This window comes from Ponticoccus sp. (in: a-proteobacteria), assembly GCF_048381735.1.
Genome location: NZ_JBLXGL010000014.1, coordinates 33,625 through 52,117, shown reverse-complemented (window position 1 = coordinate 52,117; position 18,493 = coordinate 33,625). Strand labels below are relative to the sequence as shown.

Annotated in this window: 14 protein-coding genes; 1 reads left to right on the top strand and 13 read right to left on the bottom strand. The window is 69.9% G+C overall.

The genetic code is table 11. The features are described from left to right. Positions 1–4: 4 nt before the first annotated feature. From nadA to ACN5KJ_RS18955, 13 genes are all read right to left on the bottom strand, one after another. On the bottom strand, positions 5–1,057 hold the full coding sequence (gene nadA, locus ACN5KJ_RS19015; protein WP_418595592.1) for a quinolinate synthase NadA: 1,053 nt from the start codon (positions 1,055–1,057) through the stop codon (positions 5–7). A gap of 170 nt (positions 1,058–1,227) precedes the next feature. After that, entirely contained in the window at positions 1,228–2,409 is a 1,182-nt protein-coding gene (locus ACN5KJ_RS19010) for an aminodeoxychorismate synthase component I (protein WP_418595590.1), read from the bottom strand. After that, positions 2,396–2,713, bottom strand: a complete 318-nt coding sequence (locus ACN5KJ_RS19005) for a Dabb family protein (protein ID WP_347168266.1) — start codon at positions 2,711–2,713, stop codon at positions 2,396–2,398. Before ACN5KJ_RS19005 ends, ACN5KJ_RS19010 begins: the two co-directional genes overlap by 14 nt. A 441-nt stretch (positions 2,714–3,154) precedes the next feature. Then, positions 3,155–7,045 carry an amino acid adenylation domain-containing protein gene (locus tag ACN5KJ_RS19000; RefSeq protein WP_418595588.1) on the bottom strand — a complete coding sequence of 1,297 codons (3,891 nt, stop codon included), beginning with the start codon at positions 7,043–7,045 and terminating at the stop codon, positions 3,155–3,157. Then, positions 7,042–7,284, bottom strand: coding sequence for an acyl carrier protein (locus ACN5KJ_RS18995; RefSeq protein WP_347168264.1), 243 nt, complete (start codon positions 7,282–7,284; stop codon positions 7,042–7,044). The genes ACN5KJ_RS19000 and ACN5KJ_RS18995 overlap by 4 nt, the downstream gene beginning before the upstream one ends. Further along, complete coding sequence (locus ACN5KJ_RS18990; protein ID WP_418595586.1) at positions 7,281–8,915, bottom strand: (2,3-dihydroxybenzoyl)adenylate synthase; 1,635 nt, start codon at positions 8,913–8,915, stop codon at positions 7,281–7,283. Before ACN5KJ_RS18990 ends, ACN5KJ_RS18995 begins: the two co-directional genes overlap by 4 nt. A 55-nt stretch (positions 8,916–8,970) precedes the next feature. Further along, positions 8,971–10,332 (bottom strand): YncE family protein, encoded by a 1,362-nt coding sequence (locus ACN5KJ_RS18985; protein WP_418595584.1) that lies wholly within the window; start codon positions 10,330–10,332, stop codon positions 8,971–8,973. Positions 10,333–10,527: 195 nt separating this feature from the next. Further along, positions 10,528–11,436, bottom strand: coding sequence for an alpha/beta hydrolase (locus ACN5KJ_RS18980; RefSeq protein WP_418595582.1), 909 nt, complete (start codon positions 11,434–11,436; stop codon positions 10,528–10,530). Further along, positions 11,433–12,398, bottom strand: coding sequence for a TRAP transporter substrate-binding protein (locus ACN5KJ_RS18975; RefSeq protein ID WP_418595580.1), 966 nt, complete (start codon positions 12,396–12,398; stop codon positions 11,433–11,435). Before ACN5KJ_RS18975 ends, ACN5KJ_RS18980 begins: the two co-directional genes overlap by 4 nt. A 13-nt stretch (positions 12,399–12,411) precedes the next feature. After that, a complete protein-coding gene (locus ACN5KJ_RS18970) occupies positions 12,412–13,683 on the bottom strand; it encodes a TRAP transporter large permease (protein WP_418595578.1) in 1,272 nt (423 codons plus the stop codon). Next, a complete protein-coding gene (locus ACN5KJ_RS18965; protein WP_418595576.1) occupies positions 13,677–14,219 on the bottom strand; it encodes a TRAP transporter small permease in 543 nt (180 codons plus the stop codon). The genes ACN5KJ_RS18970 and ACN5KJ_RS18965 overlap by 7 nt, the downstream gene beginning before the upstream one ends. A gap of 70 nt (positions 14,220–14,289) precedes the next feature. After that, entirely contained in the window at positions 14,290–16,575 is a 2,286-nt protein-coding gene (locus ACN5KJ_RS18960) for a FepA family TonB-dependent siderophore receptor (RefSeq protein ID WP_418595574.1), read from the bottom strand. A 355-nt stretch (positions 16,576–16,930) separates the two neighbouring features. Then, the gene (locus tag ACN5KJ_RS18955; protein WP_418595573.1) at positions 16,931–17,413 is read right to left on the bottom strand and encodes a MarR family winged helix-turn-helix transcriptional regulator; all 483 of its coding nucleotides are present in this window, start codon (positions 17,411–17,413) and stop codon (positions 16,931–16,933) included. Between the two features lie 91 nt (positions 17,414–17,504). Between ACN5KJ_RS18955 and ACN5KJ_RS18950 the strand changes: the two genes are divergently transcribed. After that, on the top strand, positions 17,505–18,380 hold the full coding sequence (locus ACN5KJ_RS18950; protein ID WP_418595571.1) for an EamA family transporter: 876 nt from the start codon (positions 17,505–17,507) through the stop codon (positions 18,378–18,380). Positions 18,381–18,493 lie beyond the last annotated feature (113 nt).

The following is an 18,493-nucleotide window of genomic DNA, read 5'->3' as shown; positions in this document are numbered from 1 at the left end:
CGGATCAGCCGGACAGCTTCCGCGACAGGTCGATCATGCGCTGCACGGCAACCCGGGCCTTGTCGGCGACGGCGGCGTCGACCTCGACCGCGCCTTCCATCCTGTGCAGCGACCAGAGCACCTTTTCCAGCGTGATCTTCTTCATGTAGGGACACATGTTGCAGGGGCCGACGAAATCGACATCCGGCAACGCGTCCGAGATATTCGAGGCCATCGAGCATTCGGTTACCAGCATCGCCTTCTCGGGCCGCTCGGCGGTGACATAGTCGATGATGCCGCTGGTCGAGCCCGAGTAATCGGCCTCGGCCACCACGTCGGGCGGGCACTCGGGGTGGGCGATGATGCGGGTGCCGGGGTTCCATTCGCGGAAGTCGCGCAGGTCCTGCGCGGTATACTGCTCGTGCACGATGCAGGAGCCGTCCCACCAGACGATGCGCTTTTCCGGCACCTGTTGCGCGATGTTCTGCGCCAGGTATTTGTCCGGGGTCATGATGACCGTGTCGCCCTCGATCCCGCGGACGATCTGGGCGGCATTCGACGAGGTGCAGCAGATGTCCGAGGCGGCCTTCACCTCGGCGGTGGTGTTCACGTAGGTGACCACCGGCGCGCCGGGATACTTGGCGCGCATCTCGGCGATGCCCTCGGCGGTGATGCTTTCGGCCAGCGAACAGCCCGCATCCATGTCGGGGATCAGAACCGTCTTGGCCGGGTTCAGGATCTTCGAGGTCTCGGCCATGAAATGCACGCCGCATTGCACGATCACGTCGGCCTCGACCTTGGTCGCCTCGATGGCCAGCTGCAGGCTGTCACCCACGACGTCGGCGATCCCGTGATAGATCTCGGGCGTCATGTAGTTGTGGGCAAGGATCACCGCGTTCCGCTCGGCCTTCAGCCGGTTGATGGCGGCGACATAGGGCGCGAAGACGGCCCAGTCGGGCGGCGCCACGACGCGGTCCATGCGGGCATAGATCCCGGACATCTCGGCGGCGAGATCGGTGGAAGGGGCGAGATCGTAGTGATCGGCGAGTTCGGCGCGCAGCGCGATCTGATCGAGCAAGAGCGGGTATCCTCAGGTTCTGGCCTGCGCCCGGCAGGGCGCGACCGCACGCGGAAGGCGCGGGCTAGAAGCTGTCTACGGGCAGCATGACTTAAGGGCAAGCAGAGGCGGACGGAAAATTCCACGGACAGCCGCCCTCCTGTGAGAGGCCCGCGCACCCGGTTCCGGTGTCACGTCGCGGCGCAGGGCTGCGGTTCCAGCGCGTTTCCGGCGGCGAAACGGGCCTTCAGAAGGCATTCCGCGTATTCCGAGCCCACCTCGGAATCGTAGACGACGCCGCCGCCCACATTGAAGACCGCCTCGCCGTCCTCGTAGAGGCTGAGCGTCCGGATCGCCACGTTGAACCGCATCCGCCCGGCGGGCGAGACAAAGCCGATCGCCCCGCAGTAGATGTCGCGCGGACGCGGCTCCAGCCCGCGCAGGATCTGCATCGCGCGGATCTTCGGTGCGCCGGTGATCGAGCCGCAGGGGAAAAGCGCCGCGAAGATATCCGTGACCGTTAGGCCCGGCCGCAGCCGCGCCCGGATGCGGCTGACAAGCTGGTGCACGGTGGGGTAGCTTTCGATGCGGAAGAGTTCCGGCACGGACAGGGACCCCAGTTCGCAAATCCGCGAGATGTCGTTGCGCAGCAGGTCGACGATCATCAGGTTCTCGGCCTGGTTCTTCTCGTCGTTGCGCAGGCATTCGGCAAGGGCGGCGTCTTCTTCGGGGGTGGCCCCGCGCTTGATGGTGCCTTTCATCGGGTGGGTCTCGATCCAGCCGTCCTCTCCGACCTCGAAGAACAGCTCGGGCGAGCGCGACAGGATGACCGGGCCGCCAAGCTCGACCAGGGCGGCATAGCGCACCGGTTGCCGATGGGTCATCGCGTCGAAGAGGGCCGCAGGATCGCCCTGCCACCGCGCCGTCACCGGAAAGGTCAGGTTCGCCTGATAGCAATCGCCCGCGCGCAGGTGCTGGTGGACCTGCTGGAACCGGGGAGCGTAGTCGTCGAAGGACCAGCCGGGCCGGAAATCCGTCAGCGCCGGGGCCTCTTGCCCGCGCGCCCTGACAGGCCCGGTTTCGGGCGCATCGAAGACACCCATCAGCACCAGCGGCACACGCCGTCCGTCCGGCATATGGTCCTGCAGGGCCGGCTCCAGCGCATAGCCCGCCTCATAGCTCACGTAACCGGCGCACCACTTGCCCGCGGCGCGCGCGCGTTCCATCCGGGCCAGCGCGTCCGCCACCTCGTCGGCATGATCGGCGCGGATCACCTCGGCGGGTGCGGCAAAGCGCATCTCGGTGCCCGCCAGATCGTCGCGCAGCACGATGCGGGCGCCGCCGTCCCGGGATCCGGCGTCAGTCCGTGTCATCGGGACGGGTGATGGCTTGGGTCTGGTCGTAATTCACCGCGAAGCGCAGCTCGCGCAGGGGTTTCACGTCGCGGATCGACTGCGCATAGGTTTCATGCGCCTTGTAGGCCGCCAGCGCGGCCTCGTCGGCGAATTCGCCATAGACCACCACGTCGATTTCCTTGCTGGTCGGGTCCGACTTCTTGTTCAGCGCGATTTCGAGGTGCTGGGCATGCGGGATGCCTGTCAGCTTTTGCAGCCCCTTGCGGATGGCCTCGATATTGCCGTCGTTCCGGGCGGTGAAGAAGACGATGTGACGGATCATGTTACCCCGGTCTGGTTCTGCAAAGATGCGGATCTCTCTGGCGCGCGGCCCGGATTCTTCCGTGCAGCGACTTGTAAGCCCTGCGTCGCGTCGTTCAACCGGATAGTGTGTGGATGCAAGCGCGCGCCCTATGCCGGGGCCATGGGCTTCCGGGCCGCAAGAGCCAGCCGTCCGGGCCCCGGGCGGGCGAGGGTCGTCGCCTGCCCCGCGCCGCCGAGGCAGCGCGCGCGGTTCGCTCGGGACAGGCAAGCGCGCTTCCGCCGTCCCGCCCGTGCGCCGCGCCAAGAGCCGGAAAGCGCCCCGAAAACCGGTTGTTGCGCCGGAGCGGTGGCGCTTGCATGGTGACTTCCGAAAAGGTTGCGACCGGCCTCACCGGCCCGCGCGACGGTAGCGGCGATGGCTCGGGCCGTTTTGATCGCCCGGCCCATCCCAAGCGGTCCCCTACCCCGATGCCTGCAAAGGACGCCCTGCCATGTCGGCGGTGATCCGCTCTGCCATCCCGGGCAGGATCAGATCGCCGTGGCGGCAATCCAGCCTCAGGACGTCGACGCGCGCGGCATAGGGCCGCCAGAGGTCCGGGTGCCGGGTGCCGGTGCCGAGGTCGCGCAGGGCGGTCACATGCTGCAGCGGGGCTTTCACCCGACGCTCTCGATGGCGGCGCACAAGGGCGTTGGTGGCCTGAACCGAGCGGATTACCCCCTCCTGAACCGAGTGGGGCAGCAGGGCGAGCGGATGCGCCCGGTTGCGCAGGAAGCCGAGGATCGCGGCGCGCGTCACGAGGTCCGGGTGATCCTCGGGATCGTGCCCGGCCATGGTCAGCAGCGCCCGCAGGGCGGTGGTCTCGTCCGGCTCGGGCTCGGCCCGCCAGCAGTCCGAGGGATAGGCGTCCAGCAGCACCAGCCTGTGCACGGTGCGCCCGCGGGCCTCGGCCTCGGCGGCCATGGCATGGGCGATGATGCCCCCAAGCGACCAGCCCAGCAGCGACAGGGGGCCTTCGGGCCAAAGGCCTTCGACCCGGTCGAGGTACAGCCGCGCGAGCGCGTCGAGGCTGTCGGGCGCCGCTTGCGCGGGGTCGAGCAGCGGCGATTGCAGGCCGATCACCGGGGTCTCGGGCCAGTGCTGCGCCAGCGCCCGGGCAAAGCCGCGGTAGCACCATGCCAGCCCGCCCGCCGGGTGAACCGCAAAGACCGGCGCGGCGGGGCCGCGCGACAGATGCAGCACCGGGCCAAGGCCGGCGTCGGGGCGTTCAGAAGACGGGCCCCGGCTGTCCAGCCGCCGTGCCAGATCCGCAAGCACCGGGTTTTGCAGGATCGCGCCAAGGCCGGGGTCATGGCCCAGTTCCTCTTCCAGACGCAGGGACAGGCGCACCGCCCGCAGGCTGTCGCCGCCCGCAAGGAAGAAGTCGGTGTCGGCAGAGGGCTGGGACGGCAGGCCGAGGATCTCCGCGAAGAGGCCTGCCAGAAGCCGCTGCACCGGCCCTTGCGGCGGCACATGGCCGGGCGTCGTGGCCTGCGGCGCGGGCAGGGCCTTGCGGTCCAGCTTGCCGCTGGGGGTCAGGGGCAGCGCCTTCAGCGACACCAGATGCGCGGGCAGCATCGAGGAAGGCAGGCGCGCGGCAAGGTCGGCCCGGATGGCCTGCACCGATACGCCCGGTTCGGGCACGATATGCGCCACAAGCTGCGCGCCCCCTGCCCCGTCGCGCCGCACCGAAACGGCGGCCTGCCGCACCAGCCCGCCGTCGCGCAGCGCCTGCTCGACCTCGGCGGGTTCGACGCGCACGCCGCGGATCTTCACCTGCCCGTCCGCGCGCCCGAGGAAGGTCAGGCAGCCGCTGGCATCCGAGGTCGCGAGGTCCCCGGTGTCATACATGCGCTCGCCGGGGTGGAAGGGGTCGGGCAGGAAGCGCTCTGCCGTCAGTTCCCGCTGGCCGAGGTAGCCGCGCGCCAGCTGCCGCCCGGCCAGCCAGAGCCGTCCCGGCGTGCCATCCGGCACCGGGCGCTGGCGCGCGTCCAGCAGGTAGCAGCGGGTGTTCCAGACCGGGCGCCCGATGGGCAGGCTGCCGCCGTCGCCCTCGCCGTCGCCCTCGCTCGGCGGCGCGGCCTCTTGCGCGGTGACGTCCACGGCGGCCTCTGTCGGGCCGTAAAGGTTGTGCAGCGCGCCGTCTATGCGGTCGTGAAAGGCGCGGGCCAGGGCGCGCGGCAGTGCCTCGCCGCTGGCGAAGACCCGGGGGATGGTCAGCCCCTGCGAGGCGGGCGCGGCAAGGAACAGCTCCAGCATCGAGGGCACGAAATGCATGGCGGTGATGGCGTGCCGCGACACCAGCGCCGCCAGCGCCACGGGATCGCGATGCGCCTCTGGGGGTGCCACGACCAGCGTGGCGCCGGACAGGAAGGGCAGGAAGAATTCCCAGACCGAGACGTCGAAGGTCGCGGGGGTCTTCTGCAGGATGCGGTCGCCGGGGCCGAAGCCGTAGGTCTCGCGCATCCACAAGAGACGATTCACGATGGCGCGGTGTTCGACCACCACGCCCTTGGGCCGCCCGGTCGAGCCGGAGGTGAAGAGCACGTAGGCCGGATCCGTGGGCTCTGCCGGGACAGGGTCGCAGGGGCCCTGCAGGTCGCCCACGGCCAGCACCGGCACCCCGCCCGCAAAGCCCGGCTGCGCGAGGATCGCCGCCGGGTCCGCCCGCGCCACCATGTCGGCGCGCCGCGCGCTGCTGTCCTCGGGGTCGAAGGGCACATAGGCGGCGCCCGCGCGCAGGACCCCCAGCAGCGCCACGATCAGGTCGACGGAGCGCGGCAGCGCCACGCCGACAATGCTGCCGGGGCCGATCCCGCGCGCCGCAAGGCCAGCGGCGATCGCGGCGCTGCGGCGGTCGAGCGCGGCGTAGTCCAGCGTCTCCGCGCCGAAGACCAGCGCGGGCGCCCCGGGTGTGGCGCGCATCTGCGCCTCGATCAGGGCGGTCAGGGTGGTTTCGGGCACCGGGTGGGCGGTGGCGTTGCGGGTCCGGATGGCGGTCGCCTCTTCGGCGCCGGTCAGGGTCGGCACCTCCGCAAGACGCGGGGCAGAGACCGCGCGGCTCAGGAAGGCGGCAAGACGGGCGCCATGGGCCGCGACCTCGGGCCGGGAGTACAGCGCGTCATTGCCGTCGACCTGCACAAGCAGGCCAGTGTCCGGATCTCCCCGGAAGCAGAAGGTGACGTCGTCCACCGATCCGGCTCCGGTGATCTGCAGGCGCGTGTCGCAGCCTGCAAGCCTCGGGCAGGCGTCGAAGGGCAGGATATTGACCAGCGGCCCCCACAGCCTGCGCCCGCCGCCAATCCGGCCAAGGTCGCGCGCCAGCACCTCGCCCCGGTAGCGACCATTGCGGCGCATCGCGGCCAGCTGCGCCCCGGCCCCCGCCAGCCAGGAGGCCAGCGGCGCGCCCTCGTTCACCGAAAGGTGCAGCGGCAGCACGTTGACCTGCGTCGAGACGGTGCGCGCGGTCCGGCCCATGCGGTTCTGCAGGGGGATGCCCAGCACCGCCGAGGCCCCTTCCCCGGTTGCGACAGAGGGCAGGTGGCGCGCGACATAGGCCCCGGTCAGCGCGGTCAGAACGTCCGTCCAATGCACACCGGCGGCCTCGGCGAGGCTCTGGACCCCGCCGCTGGCCGCAGCGGGCAAGGCCCGTTCGGCGCGGTGAAACCAGAGGCCCGCACCGACCCCCTGCCCTGTCGCGGGGCTTTCGACCTCTGGCAGATCGGCCAGCGCCGCGTGCCAGAAGCTGCGCTGGCGCGCGCGGGCGGGCGCGCTGGCAAAGCGCGCGTCGTCCTCCAATGCGCGGGCGAAGGGGGTCAGCGCCTCGCCGGGGTCGGTGCCCGCGACATGCGCCTCGTAGAGCGCGGCAAGTCGCTGCGTCACCTGCACCATGGCCTGCCCGTCGGCGGCGATGTGGTGGATGCGCTCCGACAGGATGTGGTGCGCGGCCCCCAGCCGCCAGAGCGTGAACCCCGCGAGAGGCCCGCGTTCAAGGTCGGTCGGGCGCTGCGCCTCGGCCATGATCTCGGCCATCACCGTGGCTTCGGTGGCGCCCGCGCGGTCCATGACCACCAGCCGGGGCGCGGCTTCAGGGTCGATGCGCTGTTCCGGCCCGTCGCGGCCCGCGCGGACGCGCAGCGACAGGCTTTGCGCCTCGGCGCCCAGCTGCGCCACCGCCTGAGCCATGGCGCGCGCATCCAGCGGCCCGCGGATGTGCAACGCCTGCCCGGTCATGAAGACCGGGCTTTCGGGGGTCAGCGCCTGCGCGTACCAGATGCCCGCCTGCGCCTCTGTCAGCGGCTGCCAGGTGGTCACTGCGCCGCCTTTGCGATCTGCCAGAACTCTTCCAGCGTTTCGCATTCATACAGCTTCGACGAGGGCAGCGAGGGCTGGATGTTCTCCCAGCCCACCAGCAGCCGGATCAGCGCGATGGAATCCAGCCCCAGATCGCCGAGATGTTCGTCCACCGGCACCTCTTCCGGGCCAAGGTCCAGCGCTTCGGCGATATCGGCGCGCATCCGGTCCAGCGTCAGGGCTTCGGTCGTCGCGGTCATCTCTGTGTTTCCTTCTCTTCGGCCAGCACTTCGGCGCGCAGGATCTCGCGCAGCTGGCGGCGGCTGATCTTGCCGACGGCGGTGGTGGCGAAGCCGTCGACAAAGCGGATCTCGTCGGGGATCTTGAAGGCGGCCACCTCGCGCCCGCGCATGTAGCGGCGCAGGCTGGCGGCGCTCGGCGCCGCGCCGCGCGGCTGGACGAAGGCGCAGGCGCGCTCTCCCAGCCGGGCATCGGGGATCGAGACGACGACCGCATCGAAGACGGCCTCATGGCCCAGAAGCAGGTCCTCGACCTCTTCGGCGCTGATCTTCTCGCCGTTGCGGTTGATCTGGTCGTTGGCCCGGCCCTGCACCACCAGATGCCCGGACGGCAGGCGCAGGACGATGTCGCCGGTGCGGTAAAAGCCGTCCCCGGTGAAACTGCGGGCATTGGCAGAGGCGTCGTCGTGATAGCCCCGGATCGTGTAGGGGCCGCGCGTCAGCAGGTTGCCGGGCTGGCCCTCGGGAACCGGGTTGCCCGCGTCGTCGAGGATCAGCACCTCGTCCCCTTCGCTGATCGGGCGGCCCTGCGTGCCGGTGACGATCTCGTCGGGGTCCCCGGCGCGGGTGTAGTTCACCAGCCCCTCGGCCATGCCGAAGACCTGTTGCAGGCGGCATCCCAGCAGGGGCGCCACGCGCCGCGCGCTTTCCGGCAGGAACTTGGCGCCGCCGACCTGTAGCGTGTCGAGGCTGGGGATGTCCGGGGCCTGCGCCTCGGCCGCTTCCAGCCACAAAAGCGCCAGCGGCGGGACGAGGCCGGTGATGGTCACCCCCTCGGCCCGGATCAGGCGGAAGGCCTCCTGCGGCATCGGCGCGGGGCACAGCACCACGCGCGCCCCGGCGTACAAGGCGCCGAAGGTGCCGGGCGAGGACATGGTGAAGTTATGCGCCACCGGCAGCGCCGCCATGTAGACGCTGTTGGCGGTGATGCCGCAGATCGCGTTGCTGGCGCGGATCGAGTAGAGGTAATCGTCATGGGTGCGCGGGATCAGCTTCGGCAGCCCGGTCGAGCCGCCGGAAATCTGGCAGAAGGCCACGGCCTGCGGATCGGGGTCGGCGGGCAGCGTGGCGGGATCGCCCGCGACGGTGTCAAGCGGCAGGGTGCCCTCGGGCGCCTCACCCGCCACGATGACATGGGCAAGGTCGGGCAGGTCCGGCTTCAGCGCCAGCGCCATCCGGGCATGGTCGTGCCGCTCGATGCGGTCCTGCACGATGACCGCCCGCGCCTGCGCCCTGCCCGCAAGATGCATCAGTTCGGTGCGGCGGTGCGCGGGCAGCGCGTAGACCGGGATCAGCCCCGCCGCGAAGGCGCCGAAGACCGCCTGAAAGAAGGCGGGCGTGTTGCCGATCTGGACCAGCACGCGGTCGCCCGGTTCCAGCCCAAGCGCCAGAAGCCCCGCGCCGAAGCGGCGGGCGCGGGTGTTCAGGTCGGCGTAGCTCCACCGGGTCTCGCCGCCGGTGATGGCGATGCGGTCCGGGTGCGCCTCTGCACGGGCGCGCAGCATGGCGGGGAAGGTCTCTCCGCGCCAGTAGCCCGCCGCGCGGTAACGCGCGACGAAGGCCTCGGGCCAGGTCTGGGTCGGTCGGGTCATGGGGGGCTCTTGTCAGGGACGTGGGGGCGCGCCCGAAGGGCGGCCCCCGGTCGGGTTACTGCGCGGCGACGCGGGTCAGGCTGCCGGTGCCCTGATCCACGACGAAGACATGACCCGCGCCATCCGTGGTCAGGTGGTTCGGCGTGGCGCCGACCTCGAGGTTGGCGATCAGCGCGCCCTCGGCATCCAGCACCGCCACGGCATTGCCGCCCCGGACGGCGACATAGACATGGCCGGTGGCGGGATCGACCACCGCGTTCAGCGGGCTGGCGCCGACATTCACCTGACGCAGCACCGCGCCGCTGGTGCCGTCGAGCACGCTGACCATGTCGTTGCCCTGCGCTACGGTGTAGACACGGCTGCCATCCGGGCTGGCGGCAAGACCGATGGTCCCCTTGGAGCCGTCGACCGGCCAGACGGCGGTCTCCTCGCCGGTGGCGAGGTCGATCACGGCGACCTCTTCGCTGCGCAGCGAGGCGACGAAGAGCTTGCCCGCCTCGGCGGCCAGCGACAGGCTGGCGGTGGTGAAGTCCTGCCCGCGCCGCGACGAGCTGAGCGCGATCGGCTCCAGCTCTTCAAGGCTTTCGGTATCGAAGACATGCACCGTCGGCTCGAAGGTGGCGGTGACGTAGACCTTGCCGTCATGGTGGACCGCATCGCGCGGGTGACCCACGGTGCCCGGCTCGAACTGCTTGAGCAGGCTCAGGTCGTCAGAGGCATAGACCGCGACGGTGTCCTGCCGGGTGTTGGTGACCCAGACCTGACCCGGCGCCACGCCAAGGCCGTAGACCGCAAAGAGGCCGCCGTCAGACCCGTCCTGACGCGCGGGCGCGGCCTCGGGCGCGGTGCGGGCGATGACCTTTAGCGTGGCGGGGTCCAGCTTCACCAGTTCGGATTCCCTGACCGGCGGCCGGCCAACGGCGCTGGTCACGAAAAGCGCCCCCTCGCCCACGGCGACCTGATAGGGGCGCGTGGCCACCTTGGCGACCTCGAGATCGTAGGCCCCGGCATTGACCGGGCCGGGCACAGCGGAGACCTTCAGCTCCATGACCGTGGCAAAGGGAGCCTCGCCGCCAAGCTCCACCACCACCGGGTAAACGCCGGGCGCGGCGCCCTCGGGGATGGTGACCTGCGCCTGAAGGCCGCCCTCGGCATCGGCGGTGAAGGGTGAGCCCTCCAGCACCTCGCCGCCCTGCCGCAGGGTGACGGGCTGGTTCGGCGCAAGGCCGCGGCCCTGGATCATCGCCTGACCGCCCGCGACGATCGGGCCACGATCGGGACCCGAGGCGCCGATGCGTCCGTCGAAGGCACCAAGGCCCGCGAAGGGCTCTGCCGCGACGGCACCGGCGGCGGCGATCATCAGGGCGGACAGGGCAACGCCGCGCGTCCAGCGTCCGGAAAGGATTTTCTGTGTCATCTCATAGCCTTTGTCAAAGCCGGGCGGGGCGCCCGGTCTGGTCACTGTTGTCCCCGTTTGGCTTCAGCAAGGCTGTGGCTTCTTCGCTGTGCCCCGGTGGTCCGGGACATGGCGCGAGGCCGGGTTGCAGCCTCTGGATCAGGGGCCTGCGCTGCCTGTGGGCCCGCGCGGCTGTGGTTCTACGGCCCGTCAGCGCTAATCCGTCGCGGAAAAGGCGGCGTTCAGCGTCGCATCGACCGAGGCGACAAAGCTTTCGCCGTGGCTGAGGCCCGGAAAGGTGGTCACGCCGCCGGGGATGCCTGCCGTGCGCAATGCCGCGTCCAGCCCCTGCAGGGCATCGGGCGGCAGGGCGGCGCGCATCTGAACCAGCTTCTGCGCATTCGGGTTGGCGGGGCTGCTGGCGCGCTTCCGCTCCTGCCCGCCGTGGTGCAGCTCCAGCCTGCGGTCCGGCCAGCGCCCCGCCTCGATTTGCGCGGTGATGCGCGTCAGGAAATCCCCGTGGTCCCACCAAAGCGATGGGCTGGCGCTGACGTAATGGGCAAAGGGCGCCTGAGGACGGCTGGCGGCGTAGAGCACGAAGAGCCCGCCGTAGGAATGCCCCCAGAGCGTCGACTGCGACAGGTCGATGGGCGCGATCCGGGCCACGCGCGGCAGCACCGCCTCCGAGATCAGCGCAAGGAAGTCCGCCGCACCGCCGCCGGGGCGACCGCGCGGGTCCTCGACCGGGCCGCCGTCGGAGCCGGGCGGGGTGTAGTCGCGGGCACGCTCAGCGGTGGCGTAACGCTGGTCGGTCCGGTGGCCCAGCGTCACGATCACCGATGCGCGGCCCTGCGGCAGGGCCGCAAGCCGCGCGTCGGTGAGGCCTTCGAGAACGGCGCCCCCGTCCAGCAGGAAGACCACCGGAAAGCCGCCCTCGGGCGCCGGGCCCTGGGGCACCAGAACGCCGATGCGATGCGCGGCGCCCGCCGGTGCGGGCAGGTCGAAGTCATGCACGCTCACCTCCGCCGAGCCGGTGTCGAGGATCGAGGGCCCCAGAGGCTCCATCGAGGGTTGCGCCTGCGCAGCGGTGCAGAGCAGGGCCAGCAGCGCGGCAAGCCGGATCATTCCGCCGCCTCCCGTTCGAGCTCTGCCAGCAGCGGTGCCTTCCCGCGCCACTCGGCGTACCATGCCTCCACCGCTGGTCCGAACCAGTCGCGCCCGACCGAGATCACCGGCACCCCGGCCTCGCGCAGGCTGGCCAGTGAGGCGGCGTCGATCTCGCCATAAAGCGCCACCATCCCGTCGATCTGCCGCGCCATGATGTCCTGCACCACCGCGCGGTCGCCCTCGGCCATGGCCTGCCACTTGCGGGCCGAGGCGACGGCGGCCATCGGGAAGATCATGTGCCGCGAGTCGATCACGCTGCCCGCATTGCGCCAATACCCGGCGTTCCATGTGCCCTCGTGGTCGATCTGCATGGCATCCACCTGCCCGTTCGCGAAGGCGTCGAAGAGTGCGGGCAGCGGCATCGGCGTGGGGGCGGCGCCCAGCCCGGACCAGAATTCCATCTCGGGCGCCAGTGGCACGGTGCGGATGCGCTGGCCCGCCAGTTGCGCCGCGCCGCCCTCTGCCGTGACCTCGGCGGCGGTCACCACCTGCCGCATCCCCGCCATGCCCCAGCCCAGCCCGCGCAGGCCGAATGCGCCCATCCGGTCCAGCAGGGTCTGCGCCACCGCGCCTTTCAGCAGCCGCGCGGCGGCCTCGGTGTCCCGCGCAAGGAAGGGCGCGTAGAAGATGCCGTAATCGTCGTCGCGGTTGGCGAATTCCGCCGCCGTCAGAAAGGCGAAGTCGATGGCGCCGGTCTGAAGCTGCTGCAGCATCCGCGCCTCGTTGCCCAGCTGCCCCGAGGGCATCACGAGGATATTGACCCGCCCCTCGGTCGCCTCGGCGATCTCTGCGGCGGCGGCCTGCGCGGTCTGCGTCCACTGGTGCGCGGGCGGGGTGATCAGGCCCAGCCGGTAGTCTTCGGCCCATGCGGGCAGCGCGGCCATCAGGGCAAGGGCGGCAAGGGATATGCGACGGATCATGCGGGTCTCCGGTTCATTGCAGAAGGCGCAGCGGGCCAAGCGACAGCCCGGGCCAGAGGGTCAGAAGCGCCAGCACGGCCAGCACCCCGGCGAGATAGGGCAGCAGCAGGACCGACAGCCGCCCCGCGGCGACGCCGGTCTGTTGCGCGGCGGTATAAAGCCCGACCCCCACCGGCGGCGTCAGCAGGCCGACGGTCAGGTTGATACAGGCGATCAGGCCGAAGTGGACCGGGTCGATGCCATAGAGGTCGGTGGCCACCGGTTGCAGCACCGGCACCACGAGGATCAGCGCGGGCAGCGGGTCGGTGACGGCGCCCATGCCCAGAAGCAGCAGGTTCAGAAGGCAGAGGAAGACCAGCGGGTCGTCGGTCAGCGTCGCCATGCGCGCGGCGACCTGGGCGGGCAGGTTCTCCCAGGCGGCGACCCATGCATAAAGCCCCGCGGCGGCGATCAGGAAGAGGATGGCGGCGCTGTTGCGGGCGGTGACGGTCAGCGCGGGCCAGAGGGCGCGCAGCGGCAATTCGCGGTAGACCAGCACCCCCACCAGCACGACGGCGAGGATCGCGACCACCCCGGCCTCGGCGGCGGTGGCGAGGCCGGTCAGGATGGCGCCGATCATGGCGCCGGGAATGGCCAGCGCGGGCAGTGCCCCGGCCAGCACCCGCAGGTGCGGCGCTTGGGGTGAAGGGGCGGCGGGAAAGCGCCCGCCCCGGCCCTGCCAGAGCGTCACCAGCACCAAAACGCCAAGGATCGCCAGCCCCGGGCCGATCCCGGCCAGGAACAGGTCGCCGATCGGAACCTGCGCGATGACCCCGTAGACGATCAGCAGCATCGAGGGCGGCAGGACCGGCGCCAGCAGCCCCCCGGCGGCGGTCAGCGCGGCGCTGGTGTCGCGGGGGTAACCGGCGCGGGTCATCTCTGGCACCGCGAGGCGGGACATCAGCGTGATCTGCGCCACGGTCGAGCCGAGGACCGCCGCCATCAGCGCATTGGCCAGCAGCACCGCCTGCGCCAGTCCGCCGCGCATCCGCCCCGTCGCCAGCGCGGCCAGTGCAAACAGCCGCCGCCCCGCGCCGCTGGCGTTCATCAGCTCTCCGAGCAGGATGAAGATCGGCAGCGCCAGCAGGCCATAGCTTTCGATGCCCTGAAACAGTTGCTGCGGCAGGCTCAGCAGCAGCACGGCATTGCCGCCCAGCACGATCTGCGCGACGGCGCCCGCGATCATGGCGAAGGCCACGGGCATCCCCGCCAGCAAGAGCACGGCAAAGAGCAGCAGGCTCAGCACGCGCGCCCCCCCTGCCCCGCCAGCCTGAGGACGACATGAATGATCGCGCCCAGCGTGGCCGGGACCATCGGCAGCCAGAACCAGACCTTGGCAAGGCCCAGCGTCATCGTCGGCTCTGTATAGGTGAAGTTGAAGCTCTCCTGCGCCAGCGCCGCGCCGGATCCCGCCGCGATCAGTCCGACCGGGTCGAGCCAGGTCCAGAGGCAGGCGGCGAAGCCCAGCAGAAGCAGCAGCAGGGCCGCGTCGACGACCCGCGCCAGCCCGCGCCTGGCGCCCTCGCACAGCCGCGCGCGCAGCAGGTCGACGGACAGATGCCCGCCCTCGGCCAGACAGGCCGCCGCGCCGAAGAAGGCGGCACCCGCCATGGTAAGGACCGCCAGTTCGTCGGCCCAGACCAGCGGCTGCCCAAGGCTGCGCATCGCGGCACCGGCGGCCATGCAGGCCAGCATGACGCCCAACAGGCCCGCCGACAGCGCGGTCTCGGCCCGTGCGAGACGGGCGTCGAGGCGGCGCAGGCGATCCGGGGGAAGGGTCATGGCGGTGTCTTTCGGTGAGGTGCCGCCGCCCGGTCCCCCGGACGGCGGCCTGTCGTGGTCCGTGCCCTGCTCAGAAGGTCTTCGTCAGCCCGACATAGAAGGCCCGCTCGGGCTCGTTGTAGGTGTTCGCCCCGTCACCCGACCGCTTGATCGAGGTGTTGAAGATGTTGGTCGCCCCCGCCGACAGGTCGAAACCGTTGTCGAATTCATAGGTCACGGCGAGGTTCCACAGGGTGTAGGGATCGCGGTCCTGCAGATCGCCGTTCGCGCCGCCCGTCGTGGCGCTGTAGGGCGAGGCCTCGATCTTGCCGAAGTGGGTGAAGGAGGGGATGACCGTCAGCCGGTCGGTCGCCTGCCACGACAGCGAGCCGTTGATCGTGTACTCTGGCACCAGCGACAGCGGCGCCTTGATGGTGGCGCCGCCATCCAGCGGGATCTTCTGCTCGGAGTCGATCATGTAGGTGCCGTTGATGGCCAGGTCGAAGCGGTCGCCCAGCGGCATGGCAAAGCTGCCCTCGACGCCCGAGACCACGGCTTCGGGCACGTTGTCCCACTGGAACATGTTGTAGGTGGTGCCACCGTCCGTGAACGAGCCCAGACGCGTCGTGCTGGACTGGATCTTGTCGCGGTAGTCGTTGTGGAAATAGGTCAGCGTCGCGTTGATGCCGTTGGCCCCGGCATAGGCGATGCCGATTTCCTTGTTGATCGAGGTCTCGGGTTTCAGGTTGTCGTTCCCCAGCACCACGCACTGGCTGTAGCGGTCCAGATTGCCCGCGCCGTCGATGTAGTAGGGGCAGCCGTTGCCGCGGGTCCGGTAGACGTATTGCTCGGACATCTGGTAAAGGCTCGGCGATTTGAACGCCTTGGCGATGCCGCCGTTGATCGTCCATTCCGGCGTCAGCGCGTAAGAGGCGTTCAGACCGCCCGACCAGTTGTGGCCGAAGCTGTCGGCCCAGTCCAGCCGCACCGAGGGGGTCAGCGTCAGCCGGTCGGTCGCCTCGATATTGTGCTCGTAGTAGAGACCGACGTTCAGCTGCTCGGTCACCGGATCGTTCTGGTCGGGGTCGGCGCTGGTGTTGCCGTAGTCGAAGCTGATGCCATTGGCGGTATAGTCCGACAGGTCCAGCTTTTCATAGCGCACCTCCATGCCCAGCGTCAGGGCAGAGGGCCGGCCGAAGACGGTGCGGTCGAGGTAAAGCTCGGACTTGCCCGACACGATGTCCAGCACCGCCTCGTCCCAGTCGCTGTCGCTGTTGATCGCGCCTTCGCCGCCGCCGTTGAGCCCCTCGGACAGGCGGCGGTTGTTGGTGCGCTCGTACTGGACGAAGCTCATCAGCCCGCCCCATGCGTAGTCGCCGGTATGGGTCAGCGCGAAGGTCTTGCGCTCCATCACGTTGGTCTCGGCGCCCTCGTCGGCAAGGCTGTCGGCGAAAGAGGTGCCGCCTTCCGTCAGGCCGCTGCCCAGCAGCACGTCACCGGCGTAGATATTGCCCTGCCGGGAGTAGCCGAATTCGAGGTCGACCTTGTCGGTGTCGGTCGGCGTCCAGCTGAACAGCAGGGTGGCGTCCTTGTTCACCACACCCTCGACCCCGGCGGGATAGCTGCATTCCACCACGTTGCCGCTGCGGTCGGTGCAGACCTCGCCCTCGACCGTCTCGGCGTTCAGCTCGGGGTCGTCGCCCTCGGTCTTGTTGTAGCTTGCGGTGAAACGCAGCGCGACGTCGCTGTTCAGCCGCTTGGCCCAGAGCAGGTTGTAGCGCTGGGTGGCCCCTTCCTGATCGTTCTCGGGGACATTGAACTTCATGCCCAGTTGCAGCAGGTCTTCCTCGGGGGCCTTGGTGATGATGTTGACCACGCCACCCGCCGCGCCCGACCCGTAGCGGGCCGCCGCCGGGCCACGGATGACCTCGATGCTTTCCACCAACTCGACCGGCACCCAGTTGGTATCGCCGCGGGTGTCACGCTCGCCGGACCGGCCCTGCTTGACCGCGGTGCGCGACAGAACCGGCTTGCCGTCGATCAGGATCAGGACGTTCTCCGGCCCCATGCCGCGGATGTCGATCTGGCGCTGGTTGCCGCGCTGGCCCGAGGGCGAGGTGCCCGACAGGTTCACACCCGGCATCTTGCGGATGATCTCGGCCACGTCGTTGACGACGGGCTGTTCCTTCAGATCCTCTTCGGTGATCGTCGAGACCCCGAGCGCCTGCTTGATCTGTTCCTCGGCGGTCAGGACGATGGTCCCGAGAGCCATCGAGCTTCCGTCCGGCGCCGACTGCGCGACCAGCGGGGTCGCAAGGGCCGTCGACATCAGGAAAAAAGCCGACCCTCGGGCCAGCCGTCCACGCGTGGATGCCATGCTTTGTCCTCTCGTTCATTCGAGTTCTGGAAAAGCTGGCGGAAAGCTGGCCGATATGTGCCGACATCGCTGGCAGGCCCGTTGCCCGGGTCGCATTGGCGCAGGATGGTCGATTTTGGCTTGTTGATCCGGCGGGATACCCGGCTGCAGATCGTTCGCTAGGTGTGTCAATGCCGTTTTGCAAGGGCAAGCACAAGCGAAAAAGCCTGCTGCGCTCATGTAATCCTGTGGCGCCTGTGTGTTTCCCGCGGGCAGGACAGACTGGACCCGCGCGATCAATGCAGCCCAGCTGCCGGTCCGGCGGCTCCCTTTCGGGACTTTTTGCCGGGATGCACCCCGTTTCCGGGACCGGAGGCTAGTCGCCCTCCCCGACGCTTTCCAGCAGGGCGCGCAGCAGGGTATCGAACCGGGCGATATCCTGATCGGAAAGCCCTGACAGCAGGGCCGCCTGCGTCTGGACATGATCGGCGAGGGCCCTGTCGATCAGATCGAAGCCTTTCGGGGTCAGCTGCACCACCGCCCGCCGGGCGTCGGCCCTATCGGAGGTCCGCGTGACCAGCCCGGCCTTGGCCAGTTGCTCGATCCGGTTGGTCATCGTGCCCGAGGTGATCATCATCGAGGCCATCAGCGCGCCCGGTGACAGCGCATGCGGCGGCGGCGACCGGCGCAGCGTGGCCAGCACGTCGAATCCGGCGGCGTTCAGCCCGTGGCGCGCAAAGGTCTCGGCCATGCGGCGCGACACGTGGTGCGAGACTCGCGACAGCCGCCCGAGCGGCCCCATGGCCCCGACATCGAGGTCGGGGCGCGCCTGCCGCCATTGCTCCAGTATCCGGTCCACATCATCCACCGTGGCAGGGTAGCGGAGAGTTATCTTGACATCAAGATATGTGTATTTATCTTGACGTCGAGATAAATGAGAGGAGGCCGTCATGGCCCGCAGAACCGACCTGATCCTGACGGCGCTCGCCCCGGCGATCTGGGGCAGCACCTATATCGTCACGACCGAGCTTCTGCCCGATGGCTACCCGATGATGGTGGCCATGCTGCGGGCCTTGCCCGCCGGGCTTCTGCTGCTTGTCGTGACCCGCAGCCTGCCGTGCGGCATATGGCTGGCGCGGTCCTTCCTGCTGGGTGCGCTGAACTTCTCGGTCTTCTGGTGGCTGCTTTTCGTGGCCGCCTACCGCCTGCCCGGAGGTGTTGCGGCCACGGTGGGGGCGGTCCAGCCGCTGGTCGTTCTGTACCTGTCGAAACTGCTGCTGGATCAGGGTATCCGGCCCGCCGCCGTGATCGCGGGGATCGGCGGGCTTCTCGGCGTCGGGCTGCTTGTCCTCACCCCGGGCGCGGCGCTTGACTGGGTCGGCCTGCTTGCGGCCCTTGGCGGGGCGATCTCCATGGCGTTCGGAACGGTGCTGACCCGCAGATGGCAGCCGCCGGTGCCCGCGCTGACATTCACCGCCTGGCAGCTGACCGCGGGCGGCCTGCTTCTGCTGCCGGTTGCCTTTCTGGTCGAACCCGCCCTGCCGCCGCTCGACACCGCTGCGGTATTCGGCTTCGTCTGGCTGGGGCTGATCGGCGGCGCCGCCACCTACTTCCTGTGGTTCCGGGGCATTGCCCGGCTGGACCCCGCGACCGTCGCGCCGCTTGGCCTGCTCAGCCCCGTCGCCGCGACGCTGCTGGGCCTTGCGATCCTTGGCCAGACGCTGAGCGCCGTCCAGACCGCCGGGATGCTGCTTGTTCTGGCCAGTGTCTGGTTCGCACAGCGCGCACAGCTGCACGCCGCTGCCCCGGTGGCAACGCGGGCCTGAAGGGGCGGAGGGCGGCGCCCCCGCGCGCCGGAAGACCCCTTGGCGGGATCGGGTCGCCCGGTCATCCGGTGCGGCGCCATGGCGCCTTCGGGGCGGACGGGAATGCCACGCGC

Coding starts and splice junctions, on each gene's coding strand:
- ACN5KJ_RS19005 (WP_347168266.1), bottom strand. CDS start 2,713: ATGATCCGTCACATCGTCTTCTTCACCGCCCGGAACGACGGCAATATC.
- ACN5KJ_RS18960 (WP_418595574.1), bottom strand. CDS start 16,575: ATGGCATCCACGCGTGGACGGCTGGCCCGAGGGTCGGCTTTTTTCCTG.
- ACN5KJ_RS18995 (WP_347168264.1), bottom strand. CDS start 7,284: ATGACCGCGACGACCGAAGCCCTGACGCTGGACCGGATGCGCGCCGAT.
- ACN5KJ_RS18975 (WP_418595580.1), bottom strand. CDS start 12,398: ATGATCCGTCGCATATCCCTTGCCGCCCTTGCCCTGATGGCCGCGCTG.
- ACN5KJ_RS18985 (WP_418595584.1), bottom strand. CDS start 10,332: ATGACACAGAAAATCCTTTCCGGACGCTGGACGCGCGGCGTTGCCCTG.
- ACN5KJ_RS18950 (WP_418595571.1), top strand. CDS start 17,505: ATGGCCCGCAGAACCGACCTGATCCTGACGGCGCTCGCCCCGGCGATC.
- ACN5KJ_RS18990 (WP_418595586.1), bottom strand. CDS start 8,915: ATGACCCGACCGACCCAGACCTGGCCCGAGGCCTTCGTCGCGCGTTAC.
- ACN5KJ_RS19010 (WP_418595590.1), bottom strand. CDS start 2,409: ATGACACGGACTGACGCCGGATCCCGGGACGGCGGCGCCCGCATCGTG.
- ACN5KJ_RS18980 (WP_418595582.1), bottom strand. CDS start 11,436: ATGATCCGGCTTGCCGCGCTGCTGGCCCTGCTCTGCACCGCTGCGCAG.
- ACN5KJ_RS18965 (WP_418595576.1), bottom strand. CDS start 14,219: ATGACCCTTCCCCCGGATCGCCTGCGCCGCCTCGACGCCCGTCTCGCA.